The sequence below is a fragment of the Kitasatospora sp. NPDC022856 genome, from assembly GCF_055561235.1.
In genome coordinates this window covers 153884-174441 of the sequence record NZ_JBVHHE010000005.1, presented here as the reverse complement: position 1 = coordinate 174441, position 20558 = coordinate 153884, and the positions used below count along the sequence as shown (strand labels likewise).

Genomic DNA, 20558 nt, shown 5'->3' with positions numbered 1-20558 from the left:
CTGTCGTTCCCTTCCGTGCTGCGTCGTGTGCGGGTCGTTCCCCGGGCCGGCGACCGGCCCGGCGCCCGGGACGGTCACTGGTCCGGTCACCGCTTCGGCCGTTGGTCCGATCACCGGAGCGGTCACCGGTCCCGTCACCGGTCCCGCCACTTGTCCGGTCACTGGTCCGGTCACTGGGGGTCGAGTTCGGCGTCGATGATGTCGAAGAGCTCGTCCACCGAGACGCTGGCGATCCGCTCCGAATCCGCCGCCTCCTCGGGGCGGGCCATCGCGTCCCGCCACCGGGCGAGCAGCGTCTCCAGCCTGGTCGCGACCGCCCGGCCGTCCAGGTCCGTCACCGAGGTGGCGGCCAGCGCCGCCTCCAGCCGGTCCAGCTCCTCGCCGACGCTCGCCACCGGGTGGTCCTCCCGCGTACCGGGCAGCACCAGGCGCTCGGCCAGGTGGGCGGCGATCGCCGCGGCCGTCGGGTGGTCGAAGACCAGCGCCGTGGGCAGCCGCAGCCCGGTCAGCAGGCCGAGCCGGTTGCGCAGTTCGACCGCGGTCAGCGAGTCGAACCCCAGCTCCGAGAGGACCCGGTCCGGCTGGACGCGCTGGGTGCCGTCGTGACCGAGCACGGTCGCGATCGCCTCCCGCACGGCGTCCAGCAGGATCCGGTCGCGCTCCGCCCCGCCGGCCGCGGCGAGCCGGTCCAGCAGCGCCCCGGAGCGGCCGGCCGAGGCCTGCCGACGGCCGGACGGGCCCCGGACCAGACCGTGCAGCACCGACGGCAGGGCCGACCCCTGCGCACGCAGCGCGCCCACGTCCCAGCGGACCGCCGCCAGCAGCGGCTCACCGGTGCCGACGGCCTCGTCGAACAGCGCCATGCCGTCCCGCGCGGTCAGCGGCACCAGCCCGCCCCGGGCCAGCCTGCGCAGGTCCAGCTCCGAGAGGTGCCCGGTCATCGCGCTGGCGTCGGCCCACAGGCCCCACGCAAGCGAGGTCGCGGGCAGGCCGAGCCCGGCCCGGTGGGCGGCGAGCGCGTCCAGGAAGGCGTTGGCCGCCGCGTAGTTGGCCTGGCCGACACCGCCCAGCACACCGCTGGCCGAGGAGTACAGCACGAAGGCCGAGAGGTCCAGCCCGCGGGTCAGCTCGTGCAGGTGCCAGGCCGCGTCCACCTTCGGGCGCAGCACCCCGGCCGCCTGCTCGGCGGTCATCGACGTGATCAGGCTGTCGTCCAGCACACCCGCCGTGTGGACGACGGCGGTGAGCGGGTGCGCCGCCGGGATCGCGGCCAGCAGCGCGGCCAGCGCGTCACGGTCGGCGGCGTCGCAGGCCGCCAGGACGACCTCCGCCCCCAGCCCGGTCAGCTCGGCCCGCAGCTCCTCGGCGCCCTCGGCCCGCGGACCGCTCCGGCTGATCAGCAGCAGCCGGCGGGCCCCGTGGGCCGTCACCAGATGACGGGCCACCAGGCGGCCCAGCACGCCGGTGGCGCCGGTGACCAGCACCGTGCCCGTCGGGTCCAGGGCCGGGAACGCCCCGTCCGGGGCCTGTTCGGCCGGGACCGCCCGGACCACCGGGGCCAGCCGGGGCACCAGCGGCGCGCCGTCCCGGACGGCCACCTCCGTCTCCGCCCCGAGCGGGACCGCGGCCAGTGCGGCCGTGTCCGCCGCCCGGTCCAGGTCCGCGTCCAGCAGCCCGAACCGGCCCGGGTGCTCCGACCGCGCGGAGCGGACCAGCCCCCAGACGGCGGCGGCCACCGGATCGCCGCCGTCGGTCGCCCCGGCGCAGACGAACACCAGCCGGGACTCGGCGAACCGCTCGTCGGCCAGCCACTCCTGGACGAGCGCCAGCGCCTCCCCGACCGCCGTGTGGGCGGCGGCCGGGACGTCCCCGGCGGGCGCCGTCACCCGGACCAGCACCACCGGCGGCACTGCCGTGCCGGTGTCGACCGCGGCGGCCAGCGCACCGAGACCGGGGAACGCGCGGATGCCCTCCGGGCCGCCGGGCCGGTCGCCGAGGACCGCCCAGTCGGCACGGTCCACCGGCGCCGCGGTGGCGGCCGGCTGCCACTCCAGCCGGAACAGGGCGTCCGGCTCGCCGCGCCGCCCGGCGGACGGCGCCGGCGCGAGCCGCACCGAACCGGCCGAGGCGACCACCATGCCGTCGTGGTCCGTCAGGACCACGGAGACGGTGTCCGCGTCCGTGTCCTGGTCCGACTCCGTCGCCCCCGTCGCCTCCGCGCGGCCGATCACGGCCCGGACGGCGGTGGCCCCGGCGGCGTGCACCTGCACCTCCGTCCAGGACACCGGCACCAGCGGCCCCGACGCGTCCCGGGCGGCGGTCCACGCCCGGACCGCCGCGTCGAACAGCGCCGGGTGCAGGACGAACGCCCCCGGTTCGGCCAGTTCGACCTCGGCCCACACCCGGGCCCCCTCCTGCCAGACCCGCCGCGGCCCCGGGAACGCCGGTCCGTACGCGATGCCCTGGTCGGCGATCCGCTCCGCCACCGTGTCGGCGGCTAGCTCCGTGCCCGGCCGCCAGACCACCGGACCGACCGGTTCCCGCTCGGCACCGACGGCGGCCGTCAGATGGACGGTCCATTCCTCTCCGTCGCCCGCCTCGGGGCACGACCGCACGACGACCGACCGCAGGCCGGCGCCGTCCGCCGCCCCGACGACCACCTGGACCCGGATCGCGCCCTGCTCCGGCAGGGCGAGCGGCACCGTCGCCGTCGCCTCCGCCACCCGGGGCGCGCCCGCCCGGTCACCGGCGGCGATCACCAGGTCGAGCAGCAGCGAACCGGGGAGCACGACCACCCCGTCGATCGCGTGGTCGGCCAGCCAGGGGTGCGTGGCGAGGGAGATCCGCCCGGTCAGCAGCGCTCCGCCGTCCGGGAGTTCGGCCGAGGCGGCGAGCAGCGGGTGCCCGGTGTCGGACAGCCCCGCCGAGGACACATCGCCCCCGGCCGCCGGCTCCAGCCAGTAGCGCTCGCGCTGGAAGGCGTACGTCGGCAGCTCGACCGGACGCGGGTCATGGCCCGCGAACAGCGCCGGCCAGTCGACGTCCGTACCGTGGACGAAGGCGTGCGCGAGGGCCGTCACCGCCTGGCGGGCCTCCGGCCGGTCCCCGCGCAGCGCGGGCGCGGCAGCGTCGACGAGGGCCGAGAGCACACCGTCCGGGCCGAGTTCGACCCAGGCGCCCACACCCGCCGCCTCGACCGCGTCCGCGAAGCGGACCGTGCGGGACACGTGCTCCACCCAGTAGGCCGGGTCGCACCACTCACCGTCGACCGGCAGACCGGTGACGGTCGAGACCGCCGCAAGACGCGGCGGGTGGAAGGCCAGACCCGCCACCACCGCACGGAAGTCCTCCAGCATCGGGGCCATCAGCGGGGAGTGGAACGCGTGGCTCACCTCCAGCCGCTTGGTCCGGCGGCCCGGCAGCGCCTCGACGACCGCACGAACCGCGTCCTCCGCGCCCGAAAGCACCACCGAAGTCGGCGAGTTGACCGCCGCGACACCCACCTCCGCAAGCCCGGCGAGCAGCGGGAGGACCTCCTCCTCGGCCGCCTCCACCGCGACCATCGCCCCACCGGCGGGCAGCGCGTCCATCAACCGGGCCCGCGCCGACACCAGCGCACCCGCGTCCGCCAGGTCCAGAACCCCGGCCACGTGCGCGGCCGCGATCTCACCCACCGAATGCCCCACCAGCACACGCGGAGCCACACCCCAGGAGGCGAGCAGCCGGAACAGCGCCACCTCCAGCGCGAACAGCGCCGGCTGCGCCAGCCCGGTGCGGCCCAGCCCCTCACCCGAGGCGACGACCTCGGCCACCGGCGCGTCGAGCACCGCGCACACCTCGTCGAACGCCTCCCGGAACACCGGGAACGCCTCGTACAACTCCCGCCCCATGCCCACCCGCTGACCACCCTGGCCCGCGAACAGGAACCCCACACCGGTCCGAACCGCACCCGGCGAGGACAACACCGGCTCGGCCGCGACGAGTTCGGAGCCGTCGGCGCCCAGCAGCACCGCACGGTGCTCGAACACCGCCCGCGACGTCGCCAACGACCACCCGACATCCACCGGGTCGACATCGCCCGAGGAGACCAGCTCCGCCACCCGGGCCAACTGCCCGCCCAGCGCCTCCGCCGACCGCGCCGACACCACCCACGGCACCACCGGCATCGCCGGCATGGCCGCCCGGTCACCGTCCACCGCGACCGCCGCCGGATCCCCCTCTTCGAGGATCACATGCGCGTTCGTGCCACTGATCCCGAACGAGGAGACCCCGGCGCGACGCGGACGGTCACCCGCGGACCACTCCCGGGCCTCATCCAGCAACTCCACCGCCCCGGCCGACCAGTCGACGTAAGGGCTGGGCTCGTCCAGGTGGAGCGTCCGGGGCAGGACGCCGTGCTGCATCGCCAGCGCCATCTTGATCACGCCGGCCATCCCCGCCGCGTGCTGGGTGTGGCCGATGTTGGACTTCACCGACCCGAGGTAGAGCGGCCGGTCCGCGTCGCGGTCGCGCCCGTACGTCGCCAGCAGGGCCTGCGCCTCGATCGGGTCACCCAGCCGGGTGCCCGTCCCGTGCGCCTCCACCGCGTCCACATCCGCCGCCGACAACCCCGCACTCGCCAACGCCTGCCGGATCACCCGCTCCTGCGAGGGACCGTTCGGCGCCGTCAGACCGTTCGACGCACCGTCCTGGTTCACCGCACTGCCCCGCAGCACCGCCCAGACCCGGTGGCCGAGCCGCCGGGCGTCCGAGAGCCGCTCCAGCAGCAGCACGCCGGCGCCCTCGGACCAGCCCGCGCCGTCGGCGGCCGCCGAGAACGACTTGCAGCGGCCGTCCGGCGCGCCGACCCGCTGCCGTGAGAACTCCACGAACAGGGTCGGGGTGGACATCACGATCACACCGCTCGCCAGCGCCATCGAGCACTCGCCGTTGCGCAGCGCCTGCGCCGCCAGGTGGATGGCCACCAGCGAGGAGGAGCAGGCGGTGTCGACGGTCAGCGTCGGACCGGTGAAGCCGAAGGTGTAGGCGATCCGGCCGGAGGCGATCGCGCCGGCGCTGCCGGTCAGCAGGTAGCCCTCGAACTCGGGGGCCTTGGCGAGGATCCCCGCGTGGTCCTGGCCGCTGATGCCGGCGAAGACGCCGGTCTGGCTGCCGCGCAGCGACTGCGGGTCGATGCCCGCGTGCTCGAACACCTCCCAGGTGGTCTCCAGCAGCAGGCGCTGCTGCGGGTCCATGCTGAGTGCCTCCCGCGGGGAGATCCCGAAGAACCCGGCGTCGAACCGGTCCACGTCGTCCAGGAAGCCGCCCTCGACCGTGTAGGTCTTGCCGGGCGCGTCCGGGTCGGCGTCGTACAGGTCCTCGATGCTCCAGCCGCGTTCGGCGGGGAACGGCCGGATGGCGTCCACGCCGTCGGTGACCAGCTGCCACAGGTCCTCGGGCGAGTCGACCCCGCCGGGGTAGCGGCAGGCCATGCCGACGATGACGATCGGGTCGTCGTCGGGCGAGGCCGCGGACGGGGCCGGGAGGGTCTCCGGGCCGGCCGCCGCCGCGCCGCCGAGTTCGGCGTCGAGGTGGGCGGTGAGCGCGGCCACGCTCGGGTAGTCGAAGACGAGGGTGGCGGAGGGCTTCAGGCCGGTCGCGTTCCTGAGCCGGTTGCGCAGTTCGACGGCGGTCAGCGAGTCGAAGCCCAGCTCGGTGAACGGCCGGTCCGCCTCGATGGCCGACCCGTCGCGGTGCCCGAGCACCTCGGCGACCTGGGTGCGGACGAGGTCGGCCAGGGCCCGGGTGCGGTCGGCGGGAGCGAGCCCGGCCAGCCGGCCGGCCAGGGCGGAGGCGCTCTCGCCCGTTCCGGCGGTACCGCGACGCGCGGTGGGCCGAACCAGTCCGCTGAGCAGGGGCGGGAGTTGGCTGCCGAGGCCGCGCAGGGCGGCCAGGTCGAGCCGGGTGGGCAGCGCCCAGCCGCGGCGCTCCCGCAGCACCGTGTCGAACAGGGCGAGGCCGTCCGCGTCGCCGAGCGGGCGCATACCGGCCCGGGCGATCCGCTCGCGGTCGGTGCCGGTCAGTTCGCCGGTCATCGCGCCGCCGGACTCCCAGAGCCCCCACGCGAGCGTCGTCGCCGGCAGGCCGAGTCGGCCCCGGTGGGCGGGCAGGGCGTCGAGGAAGGCGTTGGCCGCCGCGTAGTTGGCCTGGCCCGCGCCGCCGAAGGTGGCGGCGGCCGAGGAGTAGAGGACGAAGGCGGTGAGGTCGAGCTCCCGGGTGAGCTCGTGCAGGTGCCAGGCCGCGTCGGCCTTCGGGCGCAGCACGGTGGCGAACCGCTCCGGCGTGAGCGAGGTGACGAGCCCGTCGTCGAGGACGCCGGCGGTGTGCACGACCGCGCGCAGCGGCCGGTCGGCGGGGACGGCGGCGAGCAGGGCGGCGAGCGCGGCCCGGTCGCCGACGTCGCAGGCCGCCACGGTGGCCTCGGCGCCGAGCGCGGCCAGCTCGTCCCGCAGGGCGGCGGCGCCGGGCGCGGCCGGACCGGAGCGGCTGACCAGCAGGAGGTGCCGCACCCCGTGCTCGCGGACCAGGTGGTGGGCGAGCCGGGTGCCGAGGGCACCGGTGGCGCCGGTGACCAGCACGGTGCCGTCGGGGTCGAACGGGCCGGCCCCGGCGGTGTCGGTAACGGAGTCGGTGCCGGTAGCGGAGTCGGCGGCGGTGTCGGCGGCGGGCAGGCGGGCCAGGCGGGGCACCAGGACGGCGCCGTCGCGGAGCAGGACCTCCGGCTCGTCGACGGCCAGGGCCGCCGCCCAGGCGTCGGAGGACGCCTGGGCCGTTTCGCCGCCCGACGCGGAGCCGTCGGCCGAGTCGACGAGCAGGAAGCGCCCGGGGTGCTCGGTGGCGGCGGCCCGCACCAGGCCGCGGACGCTCGCGGACGCCAGGTCGGTGCCGTCGACGGCCCCCCGGGTGACCACGGCGAGCCGGGTACCGGCCAGCCGCTCGTCGGACAGCCAGTCGGTGAGCAGGGCGGCCGTCCCGGTGACGGCGGTGTGGGTGTCCGCGAGCGGGTCGCCGGTACCCGGCGCGAGGCCGGTCAGGACCAGCTCGGGCACGGGTGCGCCGTCGTCCAGTGCCCGGCGCAGCGCGGCCAGGTCCGGGTGCCCGGGGGCGGTGGGGAAGGCCCCGGCGAGGTCCGCGGCGGCCAGCAGGACCGGCCGCTCGGGCGCCGGCCGGGTGGCGGTGGCCGGACGCCAGTCGATCCGGAACAGCGCGTCGTGGTCGCGGGCCGCGCCGCGCAGCGCCGCCGGGTCGACCTCGCGCCAGGTCAGCGTGGCGACGGAGGCGACGGGCGCGCCGTCGGCGTCGGCGAGGGCCAGCGCGACGGAGTCGGGCCCCGTCGGGGTGAGCCGGACCCTGAGCCGGGTGGCGCCGGAGGCGTGCACCTCGACGCCGCTCCACGCGAACGGCAGGCCGCCGTGCCGGCCGTCGTCGACGACACCGCGCAGCAGCGGGTGCAGGGCGGCGTCGAACAGGGCGGGGTGGAGCACGAACCGGCCCGCCTCGGCGGTCTGTTCCGGGCTGAGCGCGGTCTCGGCGAACAGCTCGCCGTCGCGCCGCCACACCCGGCGCAGGCCCTGGAACTGCGGTCCGTAGCCGTGGCCGAGCCCGGCCAGCCGGGCGTAGACGCCGTCGAGGTCCACCTCGACCGCGCCGGGCGGCGGCCAGGCGCCCACCTCGGCGGGTGCCCCGGCGCCGGGGGCGACCACACCGGTGGCGTGGCCGGTCCAGACCGGCTCCGCCCCGTCGGCCGGTTCGGGGCGCGAGTGCACGGACGCCTCGCGCTGGCCGTGCTCGTCGGCCGGGCCGATGACGACCTGGATCTGGACGGCGCCCTGGGCGGGCAGCAGCAGCGGTGCGGTCAGCGTGAGGTCCTCGATCCGGCCGCAGCCGACCCGGTCGCCGGCCGTGGTGACGAGCTCGACCAGCCCGGTACCGGGCAGCAGCACGGTGTCCAGCACGGCGTGGTCGGCGAGCCACGGGTGGCTGCTCAGCGAGAGCCGACCGGTCAGGACGACGCCGCCGCCGGCCAGTTCGACCGAGGCGCCGAGCAGCGGGTGGCCCGCGAGCCCGAGGCCGGCGGCCGTGACGTCGCCCACCGAGCCGTCGGAGCGGAGCCAGTAGTCGGTGTGCTGGAACGCGTAGGTGGGCAGCTCGACCGGTCGGCGCGGGCCGCCGAGCAGGGCCGTCCAGTCGACCGGCACGCCCCGCACGTGGAGTGCGGCCGCGTTGGTCAGCAACTGGTGCAGGCCGCCGTGGTGGCGGCGCAGCGAGCCGACCACGACGGCGTGCTCGGCGCCGCGCTCCTCGGCCGTCTCCCCGATGCCCATGGTGAGCACCGGGTGCGGGCTGAGCTCCACGAACGCGTGGTGCCCGGAGTCCAGCAGGGCCGCCGTGCCGTCGGCGAAGCGCACCGTGCGGCGCAGGTTCTCGTACCAGTAGTGGGCGTCCATCTCCGCGGTGTCCAGCCACTCGCCGGTCACCGTGGACCAGAGCGGGGTGTCGGCGGAACGCGGTGCGAGGTCCCGGAGTTCGGCCAGCAGCCGGTCCTGGATGCCCTCGACGTGCGCGGAGTGCGAGGCGTAGTCCACCGGGATGCGGCGGGCCCGGACGTCCTCGGCGGCCAGTACGGCGAGCAGGTCGTCGAGTTCGGCGGCGGAGCCGGAGACGACCACCGTCCGGGGGCCGTTGACGGCCGCCACCGAGAGCGCCCCGCCGTACCCGGCGATCCGCTCCTCGACCTCGGCGAGGGGCAGCGGGACGGACGCCATGCCGCCGAGGCCGGCCAGTTCGGTCAGCGCGCGGCTGCGCAGCACCACCACGCGGGCCGCGTCGCGCAGCGACAGCGCGCCGGCGACGCAGGCGGCCGCGATCTCGCCCTGCGAGTGCCCGATCACCGCGGCCGGGGCCACCCCGATCGCCCGCCAGGCCGCCGCCAGCGACACCATGACCGCGAACAGGGCGGGCTGGACCACGTCGACGCGCGCCAGGGCGGACTCGTCCTCGGTCTCGGCCAGCAGGTCGAGCACGGACCAGCCGGTCAGCTCGCCGAGCACCTCGTCGCACTCGGCCATCGCGGCGGCGAACGCCGGTGAGCCGTCGAGCAGTTCGGCGGCCATGCCGAGCCACTGCGAGCCCTGGCCGGGGAAGACGAAGACGGTGCCGCCGGGCACGCCGGCGGTACCCACGACCGCTCCGGCGGAGTCCTCGGCCACCGCGGTGAGCCCGGCCACCAGCTCCGCGTGGTCGGCCCCGAGCACGACCGCCCGGTGCTCGAACGCGGCGCGCGTGGCGAGCAGCGACCGGCCCGCGTCGGCGAGGTCGGGCGCGGGCCAGGCGGCCAGCCGGGCCGCCTGCGCCCGCAGGGCGGCGGCGCTGCGGGCGGAGAGGACCCAGGGCAGCACGGCCGGCGTCCGGTCCGGCCCGGCGGCCGGCTCCTCGGCCGCCTCCGGCGCGTCCTCGGGTGCCTCCTCCAGCACGACGTGCGCGTTGGTGCCGCTGATGCCGAACGAGGACACGGCGCCCCGCCGGAGCCGGTCCCCCGGCGCCCAGGCCTGCTCGCGGTCGAGCAGCCGGACGGCCCCGGTCTCCCACTCGATGTGCGGGGAGGGGGCGTCCACGTGCAGGGTGCGGGGCAGGACGCCGTTGCGCAGGGCCATGACCAGCTTGATGATGCCGGCGACGCCGGCGGCGGCCTGGGTGTGCCCGATGTTGGACTTCACCGACCCGAGGTAGAGCGGCCGGTCCCCGGCCCGCTCGCGCCCGTAGGTGGCCAGCAGGGCCTCCGCCTCGATCGGGTCGCCGAGCCGGGTGCCGGTGCCGTGCGCCTCGACCACGTCCACGTCGGCCGGGGTCAGCCCGGCGTTCGCCAGCGCCTGCCGGATCACCCGCTGCTGGGCGGGGCCGTTCGGCGCGGTGAGACCGTTGGACGCGCCGTCCTGGTTCACGGCCGAGCCGCGCACCACCGCGAGCACCTGGTGCCCGTTGCGCCGGGCGTCCGACAGCCGCTCGACCAGCAGCAGGCCGACGCCCTCGGACCAGCCGACGCCGTCCGCGGCGGCCGAGAAGGACTTGCAGCGGCCGTCGGAGGAGAGCCCGCGCTGGCGGGAGAACTCGACGAAGACCGCCGGGGAGGACATCACGGTGACGCCGCCGGCCAGGGCCATCGAGCACTCGCCCGCCCGCAGCGCCCGGATCGCCAGGTGCAGCGCCACCAGCGACGACGAGCAGGCGGTGTCCACCGTGATCGCGGGGCCGGTCAGGCCCAGGTTGTAGGCGATCCGCCCGGAGGCGATGCTCGCCGCGCTGCCGTGCCCGAGATAACCCTCGAAGCCCTCCGGCGCGGTCAGGAAGCGGGCCCCGTAGTCCGCGTACATCACCCCGGTGAAGACCCCGAGCGGCTGGTCCCGGACGGAGGTCGGGTCGATCCCGGCCCGTTCGAGCGTCTCCCAGGCGGTCTCCAGCAGCAGCCGCTGCTGGGCGTCGACGCCCATCGCCTCCCGCGGGCTCATCCCGAAGAACTCGGCGTCGAACTCCCCCGCGCCGTGCAGGAATCCGCCGTCCGTGCTGTACGTCTTGCCGGTGCGGTCCGGGTCCGGGTCGAACAGGTCGGTCGGCCAGCCCCGGTTGGTGGGGAACGGGGTGATCGCGTCACCGCCGTCGGCCAGCAGCCGCCAGAGGTCCTCCGGCGAGGCCACCCCACCGGGGAACCGGCACCCCATCCCGACGATCGCGATGGGCTCCTGGTCCCGCTCCTCGAACTCCCGCAGCTGGTGCCGGGCCTGGTAGAGGTCCGCGGAGACCTGCTTCAGGTAGTTCAGCAACTTCTCGTCGTTCGCCATCTCTTCCGCCCCGATCGGTGTCGCGTACAGACGTGCTCAGCTGAGGGAGATCCCGAGTTCCCTGGTGACAAAGTCGTAGACCTCGTCGGCGGAGGCGTCGGCCAGCCTTTCGGTGACCTGGGCCGCCTCGGTGTCGGCCGTCCAATGGGAGAGCAGCGCGCGCAGCCGCTCCACCGCCCGCTCCCGGGTGGCCGGGTCGAGCCCGGTCGTGCCCGTGGTGGCCTCCAGCGCCTCCAGCCGGTCCAGCACCGGGTGGCCGGCCTCCGGCACCCGCGCCCGCAGTTCGGTGCGCAGATAGCCCACCAGCGCGGTCGGCGTCGGGTAGTCGAAGGCCAGCGTGGCCGGCAGGCGCCGCCCCGCCAGGGCGGTCAGCCGGTTGCGCAGGTCCACCGCGGTCAGCGAGTCGAAACCCAGCTCCGCGAAGGTCCGGTCGCGGTCGATCCCGTCGGCCCCGGCGTGGCCGAGGACGACCGCGATCTCGCGGCACACCACCTCGTCGATCAGCCCGTCCCGGTCCTCCGGCGCGGTGCGCGCCAGCCGGTCCACCAGGGTCTCCTCGGGCGCCCCGGCCGCCGCGCCGGCCCGCCGGGGCCGGCCGACCAGGCCGCGCAGCACCGCGGGCATCGCCTCGCCCTGGGCCCGCAGGGCCTTGGTGTCCAGCCGCATCGGCAGCAGCCACGGCCGCCCCGCCGCGAGCGCCGCGTCGAACAGGTCGAGGCCGGTGGCGTCGTCCAGCGCGATGATCCCGGCCCGGGCGAGCCGGCGCAGGTCCGCCGCGCCGAGACGGCCGGTGATGCCGCTCTCCCGTGCCCACAGGCCCCAGGACAGGGCCAGCGCCGGGAGGCCCCGGGCCCGGCGGTGCAGCGCCAGGGCGTCCAGATAGCCGTTGGCGGCCGCGTAGTTGCCCTGTCCGGGCGCCCCGAAGGTGGCGGCGACCGAGGAGAACACGACGAACGCCGACAGGTCCAGGCCGAGGGTCAGCTCGTGCAGGTGCCAGGCGGTGTCCGCCTTGGGCGCGAGCACGTCGGCGACCCGGCGGCGGGTCAGCGAGTCGATGACGCCGTCGTCGGCCACCCCGGCCAGGTGCAGGACGGCGGTCAGCGGGTGCTCGGCGGGGACGGCGGCCAGCAGCGCGGCCAGCGCCGCCCGGTCGGTCACGTCACAGGCCGCCACCTCGACCTCGGCGCCCGACTCCTCCAGCTCCCGGACGAGTTCGGCGACGCCCGGTCCGTCCGGGCCCCGGCGGCCGGCCAGCAGCAGCCGGCGGACGCCGTGGGCACGCACCAGGTGGCGGGCGAACATCCCGCCCAGCACACCGGTACCACCGGTGATCAGCGTCGTCCCCGTGGCCGGGAACGCCACCGGGACGTCGCCCCCGGCCGACGGCCGGGCCACCCTGGGGACCAGTACGGTGCCTGCCCGCAGGGCCAGTTGCGGCTCGCCGGAGGCCACCGCGCCCGGCAGCAGCGGCCAGGCCGCGTCCAGGTCGTCGACGTCGACCAGCACCAGCCGGTCGGGGTGCTCGGTCTGCGCCGACTTCAGCAGGCCCCAGGCCGCGGCTCCGGCCAGGTCGACGGCGGTGGGGCCGGTGGCGCCGGTGGCGTCCGGGCGGGCGGGAGCGGTGGGACCGGTGGCGCCGGTGGTGACGACCACCAGCCGGGCCCCGGTCAGCCGCGCGTCCGCCAACCAGGCCTGGACCAGCTCCAGCGCGTCACCGACCGTGGTGACCGGGTCGGCCGGGTCACCGGCGGCCAGCCGGGCCAGCACGACCGACGGCAGCGGCGCCCCCGCGTCGAGCGCGACACCGAGCGCGGCCACATCGGCGTAGTGGAGCGGGAGTTCGTCACTCGGCGCGCCGAGCAGCGCCCACGTCGCGGTCGACTCCGCCGGGCCTGCCGCCGACACCGGCTCGACCTGCTGCCACACCACCTCGAACAGCGCGTCGTGACCGGCGGCCCGAACGGCATCCGCGGTCACTTCCCGCCACGCCAGGGAGTCGATCCTGGCGACCGTCCGACCGCCGTCGTCCGCCATGTGCAGCGACACCGTGTCCGGACCGATCGGCACGATCCGCACCCGCAGCCGCGACGTCCCCGGCGCGAACACGCTCACTCCGCTCCAGGCGAACGGCAGCCCGGCCGCCCGCTCGTCGTCCACCACCCCCGGCAGCAACGGGTGCACCACCGCGTCCAGCAGGGCGGGGTGGAGGACGTAGTCGCCGGTCGCACCGGGCGCGCCCGAGGGCAGCTCGATCTCCGCGACGACCTCGTCACCCGCCTTCCAGAGCCGTCGCAGGCCCTGGAACACCGGGCCGTAGGCATAGCCCCGATCGGTCAACTCCTCGTACAGGCCGGTCAGATCACGCTCGACGGCATCGCCGGCCGGCTGGTCGGCCCCCGCGCCGGGCTCGGCCTCGGCCGCACCCACCGAACCCGTCACGTGCTGGGTCCACTCGGGATCGGCGTCGTCGGCGGCCGGCCGCGAGTACACCGCCACGACCCGGCTGCCCGAACCGTCCGGAGCCTCCACCACGACCTGGAGCTGGACGGCCCCCGAACGCGGCAGCACCAGCGGAGCGGACAGCACCAGCTCCTCCAGCCTCGGGCACCCGACGCGCCGCCCGGCCGTCAGCACCAGCTCGACGAAGGCCGAGCCCGGCAGCAGGACTGAACCCAGGACCGCATGGCCGGTGAGCCAGGGGTGGGTGGCGAGGGAGATCCGCCCGGTCAGCACCGTCCCGCCGTCCGGGAGTTCGACCACGGCGGCGAGCAGCGGGTGGGCGGCGTCGGTGAGTCCGGCGGAGGCGACGTCACCCGTGACGGGCTCCAGCCAGTAGCGCTCGCGCTGGAAGGCATACGTCGGCAGCTCGACCAGACGCGGGTCATGACCCGCGAACAGCGCCGCCCAGTCGACGTCCGTACCGTGGACGAAGGCGTGCGCGAGGGCCGTCACCGCCTGGCGGGCCTCCGGCCGGTCCCCGCGCAGCGCGGGCGCGGCAGCGTCGAGGAGGGCGGAGAGCACACCGTCCGGGCCGAGTTCGACCCAGGCGCCCACACCCGCCGCCTCGACCGCGTCCGCGAAGCGGACCGTGCGGGACACGTGCTCCACCCAGTAGGCCGGGTCACACCACTCGTTCTCGACGGGCAGGCCGGTGACGGTCGAGACCGCCGCAACGCGCGGCGGGTGGAAGGCCAGACCCGCCACCACCGCACGGAAGTCCTCCAGCATCGGGGCCATCAGCGGGGAGTGGAACGCGTGGCTGACATCGAGTCGCTTGGTGCGGCGGCCCGGCAGCGCCTCGACAACCGCGCGAACCGCGCCCTCCGCACCCGAAACCACCACCGAAGTAGGCGAGTTGACCGCCGCGACACCCACCTCCGCGAGCCCGGTGAGCAGCGGGAGGACCTCCTCCTCGGCCGCCTCCACCGCGACCATCGCCCCACCGGCGGGCAGCGCGTCCATCAACCGGGCCCGCGCCGACACCAGCGCACACGCGTCCACCAGGTCCAGAACCCCGGCCACATGCGCCGCCGCGATCTCACCCACCGAATGCCCCACCAGCACACGCGGAGCCACACCCCAGGAGGCGAGCAGCCGGAACAGCGCCACCTCCAGCGCGAACAGCGCCGGCTGCGCCGACCCCGTACGACCCAGCCCCTCACCCGAGGCGACGACCTCGGCCACCGGCGCGTCGAGCACCGCGCACACCTCGTCGAACGCCGCCCGGAACACCGGGAACGCCTCGTACAACTCCCGCCCCATCCCCACCCGCTGACCACCCTGACCCGCGAACAGGAACCCCACACCGGTCCGAACCGCACCCGGCGAGGACAACACCGGCTCGGCCGCGACGAGTTCGGAGCCATCGGCGCCCAGCACCACCGCCCGGTGCTCCAGCACCGCCCGCGACGTCGCCAACGAGAAGCCCACGTCCACCGGATCGACATCGCCCGAGGACGCCAGCTCCGCCACCCGGGCCAGCTGCCCGCTCAGTGCCTCCGCCGAGCGCGCCGACACCACCCACGGCACCACCGGCATCGCCGCCCGGTCACCGCCCACCGCGACCGCCGCCGGATCCCCCTCCTCCACGATCACATGCGCGTTCGTGCCGCTCGCACCGAAGGAGGAGATGCCGGCGCGACGCGGACGCTCGCCAGAAGCCCACTCCCGGGCTTCGCTCAACAGCTCGACGGCACCCTTGGACCAGTCGACGTGGGGTGTCGGGGTGTCGAGGTGCAGGGAACGCGGCAGCAGACCGCTGCGCAGCGCCATCACCATCTTGATCACGCCGGCCACACCCGCGGCCGCCTGCGTATGCCCGATGTTCGACTTCACCGACCCCAGATACAGCGGCCGGTCCGCGTCCCGCCCGCGCCCGTACGTCGCCAGCAACGCCTCCGCCTCGATCGGGTCACCCAGCCGGGTGCCCGTCCCGTGCGCCTCCACCGCGTCCACATCCGCAGCCGACAACCCCGCACTCGCCAACGCCTGCCGGATCACCCGCTCCTGCGAGGGACCGTTCGGCGCCGTCAGACCGTTCGACGCACCGTCCTGGTTCACCGCACTGCCCCGCACCACCGCCAACACCCGGTGACCCAACCGACGGGCATCCGAGAGCCGCTCCAGCAGCAGCACCCCCACACCCTCCGACCAACCCGTCCCGTCCGCGTCCGCCGAGAACGACTTGCACCGACCGTCCGCCGCCAACCCCCGCTGCCGCGAGAACTCCACGAACGTCCCCGGCGACGACATCACCGTCACCCCGCCCACCACACCCAACGCACACTCACCACCGCGCAACGCCTGCGCCGCCAGGTGCAACGCCACCAGCGACGAGGAACAGGCGGTGTCCACGGTCAGCGCCGGACCGGTGAAGCCGAAGGCGTACGCGATCCGGCCGGCCAGCACACTGGCCGCGTTGCCGGTCATCAGATACCCGTCGACGCCGGCCGGGACGCGGGTCATGGACGTCGCGTAGTCCTGACCGTTGCCGCCGACGAACACCCCGGTCGGGCTGTTGCGCAGCGCCGCGGGGTCGATGCCGGCCTGCTCGAAGGCCTCCCACGCCGTCTCCAGCAGTTGGCGCTGCTGCGGGTCCATGCCAAGCGCCTCCCGCGGCGAGATCCCGAAGAACCCGGCATCGAACTCGGTCGCCCCCCGGAGGAAGCCGCCCTCTGCGGTGTAGGTCTTTCCCGGGGCGCCGGCGTCCGGGTCGTAGAGGTCCTCGATGTTCCAGCCGCGGTCGGTGGGGAACGGCTCGATCATGTCGGCGCCGTCGGCGACGACCCGCCACAGGTCCTCCGGCGAGCCGATCCCGCCGGGGAAGCGGCACGCCATGCCGACGATCGCCATCGGTTCGTCGGTGACCGCGGCCGGTGCGACGGGCAGTTGGTCGTCGTCCGCACCGAGCAGTTCCGCCGCCAGGTGGTCCGCGACCGCCTCGACCGTGGGGCGGTCGAAGGCGAGCGAGACGGCCAGGCGGAGGCCGGTCCGCGCGTTCAGGCGATTGCGCAGGTCGACGGCGGTCAGCGAGGTCAGCCCGAGCTCGGTGAAGGCGCGGGCGGTCTCCAGGGGCCCGGACTCCGCGTAGCCGAGCACCTCGGCGACCTCGGTCCGGACCAGGGCGACGAGCGCCTGGCGGCGGTCCGCGTCCGCCAGACCGGCGAGCCGGTCGCGCAGTGCCCGGGCGTCCGCCCCGAGCAGGGCCCTGACCTCGGGCAGCTCGGCGACGAAGCGGTGGGCGCGCGCCACGGTCGGCGCCGAGACCACCTGCTCCCAGTCGACGTCGGCGACGACGGTGTTTTCCCGGCCGGTGCTCACCAGCCCCAGCGCCTCGCGCAGACCGACCGGGCGGAACCCGAGGGCGCCCGGCCCGTCCTCGTCCGGGCCGACGGCCACCGACAGCCCGGGAAGACCCAGGGACCGGCGGTGCCGGACCACGGCCTCCGCCGCGGTCTGGGTCACGGTGGGCGACGCGGCGCCGCCGATGACGCCGACGGCGGAGCAGAGCACCAGCAGCATCCCGGCCCCGGCCCACTCGTGCAGGTCCTTCAGCTGTTCCGTCCGGGCGGTGACCAGCCGGTGCCACTGCTCGGCCGTCAGGGTCGTGGTGTCGCCGTGTGCTTCTTCGAGCAGGACGACGGCGCTCCCGGCGAGCTCCGCCCGGGTGGCGGCGTTCCACTCCGCGCGCTCGACCCGGTCCGGGAGTCCGGGCTTGCCGACTCCCTCGTCCGCCCGGCCCGTGCCGCCCGGTGCGCCGACCAGGACGACCCGGTCGGCGCCGACGCCCAGCAGCCAGTCCGCGAGCACACCGGCCCGGGGCCCGAGGTCACCGACGACCGCGACCGTTCCGCTCAGGCCGACCGCGCTGCCCCCGGCGCGCGCGGGCCGCAGCCGCCGGGTGAGGACCCGCCCGGCCCGCACGGCAAGCTGGTCGTCCGCGTCCTGGCCGGCGGCCAGCACGTCGCGCAGCCGGTTCCAGTCCTCCTCGGTCGGCGCGGCGGGCAGGTCGACGACTCCGCCCCAGCTCTCGGCCAGCTCCCAGCCGAGCACACGCGCGACCGCCCACGGGCCGGCGCCGTCCGGATCCACCGCCGGATCCTCGGCGGTGGCCGCCACGGCGTTGCGCGTGAGGCACCACAGCGGGATCGTGTCCAGCGCACGGGCGACCGCCACCAGCGCCCCCGCGCGCGGACCGAGCAGCGACACCGCGCCCGCGAGGGGCGCCTCGCCCGCGATCCGGCGCAGCAGCCCGGCGACCGCCTGCTCGTCGAGCTCGACGGCGGGGTCGAGCTCGACCCGGACGACGTTCTCGACCAGGGTCCCCAGGCGCCGGGCGGCCTCCGCCAGGAGCTCGTCCCGATCCGGTCCGGGCGATGTGACGACCAGCCAGGTGCCGGGCACGGCATCCCGGCGCGGCAGGTCGAGTGGTTGCCAACCCACGTGGTAGAGCAGGGAATCGCGGGAGACCGGGCTGCCCGCCCCGGTGCGTGTCGCCGGCTTCAGCCAGTAGCGCTCGCGCTGGAAGGCATACGTCGGCAGCTCGACCAGACGCGGGTCATGGCCCGCGAACAGCGCCGGCCAGTCGACGTCCGTACCGTGGACGAAGGCGTGCGCGAGGGCCGTCACCGCCTGGCGGCACTCCGGCCGGTCCCCGCGCAGCGCGGGCGCGGCGGCGTCGACGAGGGCCGAGAGCACACCGTCCGGGCCGAGTTCGACCCAGGCGCCCACACCCGCCGCCTCGACCGCGTCCGCGAAACGGACCGTGCGGGACACGTGCTCCACCCAGTAGGCCGGGTCACACCACTCACCGTCGACCGGCAGACCGGTGACCGTCGAGACCGCCGCAAGACGCGGCGGGTGGAAGGCCAGACCCGCCACCACCGCACGGAAGTCCTCCAACATCGGGGCCATCAGCGGGGAATGGAACGCATGGCTCACCTCCAGCCGCTTGGTCCGGCGGCCCGGCAGCGCCTCGACAACCGCGCGAACCGCGCCCTCCGCCCCCGAAACCACCACCGACGTCCGCGAGTTGACCGCCGCGACACCCACCTCCGCGAGCCCGGTGAGCAGCGGGAGGACCTCCTCCTCGGCCGCCTCCACCGCGACCATCGCCCCACCGGCGGGCAGCGCGTCCATCAACCGGGCCCGCGCCGACACCAGCGCACACGCGTCCACCAGATCCAGAACCCCGGCCACATGCGCCGCCGCGATCTCACCCACCGAATGCCCCACCAGCACACGCGGAGCCACACCCCAGGAGGCGAGCAGCCGGAACAGCGCCACCTCCAGCGCGAACAGCGCCGGCTGCGCCAGCCCGGTGCGGCCGAGCCCCTCACCCGAGGCGACGACCTCGGCCACCGGCGCGTCGAGCACCGCGCACACCTCGTCGAACGCCTCCCGGAACACCGGGAACGCCTCGTACAACTCCCGCCCCATCCCCACCCGCTGACCACCCTGGCCCGCGAACAGGAACCCCACACCCGCCCGAACCGCACCCGCCCCGGCGGTGACCACATCCGGGCCCAGCACCACCGCCCGGTGCTCCAGCACCGCCCGCGACGACACCAACGACCACCCGACATCCACCGGGTCGACGTCACCCGAGGACGCCAGCTCCGCCACCCGGGCCAGCTGCCCGCCCAGCGCCTCCGCCGACCGCGCCGACACCACCCACGGCACCACCGGCATCGCCGCCCGGTCACCACCCACCGCGACCGCCGCCGGATCCCCCTCTTCGAGGATCACATGCGCGTTCGTGCCACTGATCCCGAACGAGGAGACACCGGCGCGACGCGGACGGTCACCCGCGGACCACTCCCGGGCCTCGCCCAGCAACTCCACCGCCCCGGCCGACCAGTCGATGAACGGCGACGGTTCCTTCGCGTACAGGCTCCGGGGCAGTTCCCCGTGCTGCATCGCCAGCACCATCTTGATCACGCCGGCCATCCCCGCCGCGTGCTGGGTGTGGCCGATGTTCGACTTCACCGAGCCCAACCAGAGCGGCTCGCCCTCGGCACGGTCCTGGCCGTACGTCGCCAGCAGCGCGTGCGCCTCGATCGGGTCACCCAGCCGGGTGCCCGTCCCGTGCGCCTCCACCGCGTCCACATCCGCCGCCGACAACCCCGCACTCGCCAACGCCTGCCGGATCACCCGCTCCTGCGAAGGACCGTTCGGCGCCGTCAGACCGTTCGACGCACCGTCCTGGTTCACCGCACTGCCCCGCACCACCGCCAACACCCGGTGACCCAACCGACGGGCGTCCGAGAGCCGCTCCAGCAGCAGCACCCCCACACCCTCCGACCAGCCCGCGCCGTCGGCCTCGGCCGAGAACGACTTGCAGCGGCCGTCCGGCGCGCCGACCCGCTGCCGCGAGAACTCCACGAAGGTCCGGGGGGTGGACATGACCGTGACCCCGGCGGCCACCGCGAGCGGGCACTCCTCGTTGCGCAGGGCCTGCGCCGCCAGGTGCAGCGCCACCAGGGAGGAGGAGCAGGCGGTGTCGACGGTCAGGGTCGGACCGGTGAAGCCGAAGGTGTAGGCGACCCGGCCGGACATGATGCTGGGTGCGCCGCCGGTGAGGACGAGCCCCTCCACCTCGGCCGGGGTCTCGTCGACGCGGGGGCCGTACTCGTGGCCGCTCGCCCCGACGAACACCCCGGTCCGGCTGCCGTGCAGCGCCACCGGGTCGATGCCCCCGTGCTCGAAGGCCTCCCACGCCGTCTCCAGCAGCAGCCGCTGCTGCGGGTCCATGGCCAGCGCCTCCCGCGGCGAGATGCCGAAGAAGCCCGCGTCGAACAGGCCCGCGTCGTAGAGGAATCCGCCGTCCCGGGCGTAGCTGTGACCGGCGGCCTCCGGGTCGGGGTCGTAGAGCCGGTCGAGCTCCCAGTCCCGGTCGGTCGGCAGCCCGCCGATGGCGTCGACGCCGTCGGCGACCAGCTGCCACAGGTCCTCGGGCGAGCCGACCCCGCCGGGGAACCGGCAGGCCATGCCGACGATGGCGATGGGCTCGTTCGCCTTCTCCTGGACCTCTTCGAGCTGCCTCCGCACGTCACGCGCGTCGGCGATCGAACGCTTGAGGTATTCGCGGAGCTTGGATTCGTCGGACACGCGCGGTCACTCCCTGGTCGGTCGCATACGGCAGGCGGTGTGGAACATCGGGCGGTGGAACAGTGGGCGGCGGAA

2 protein-coding genes are annotated in these 20558 nt (G+C 75.7%); both read right to left on the bottom strand.

The window, feature by feature from the left end:
* Positions 1 to 170: 170 nt before the first annotated feature.
* Positions 171 to 10853: a type I polyketide synthase gene (locus ACZ34W_RS08335; protein WP_465602788.1), complete on the bottom strand. Its 10683-nt coding sequence runs from the start codon at positions 10851 to 10853 to the stop codon at positions 171 to 173.
* Between the two features lie 57 nt (positions 10854 to 10910).
* Entirely contained in the window at positions 10911 to 20483 is a 9573-nt protein-coding gene (locus tag ACZ34W_RS08330) for an SDR family NAD(P)-dependent oxidoreductase (protein ID WP_465602636.1), read from the bottom strand.
* Between the last annotated feature and the right edge of the window lie 75 nt (positions 20484 to 20558).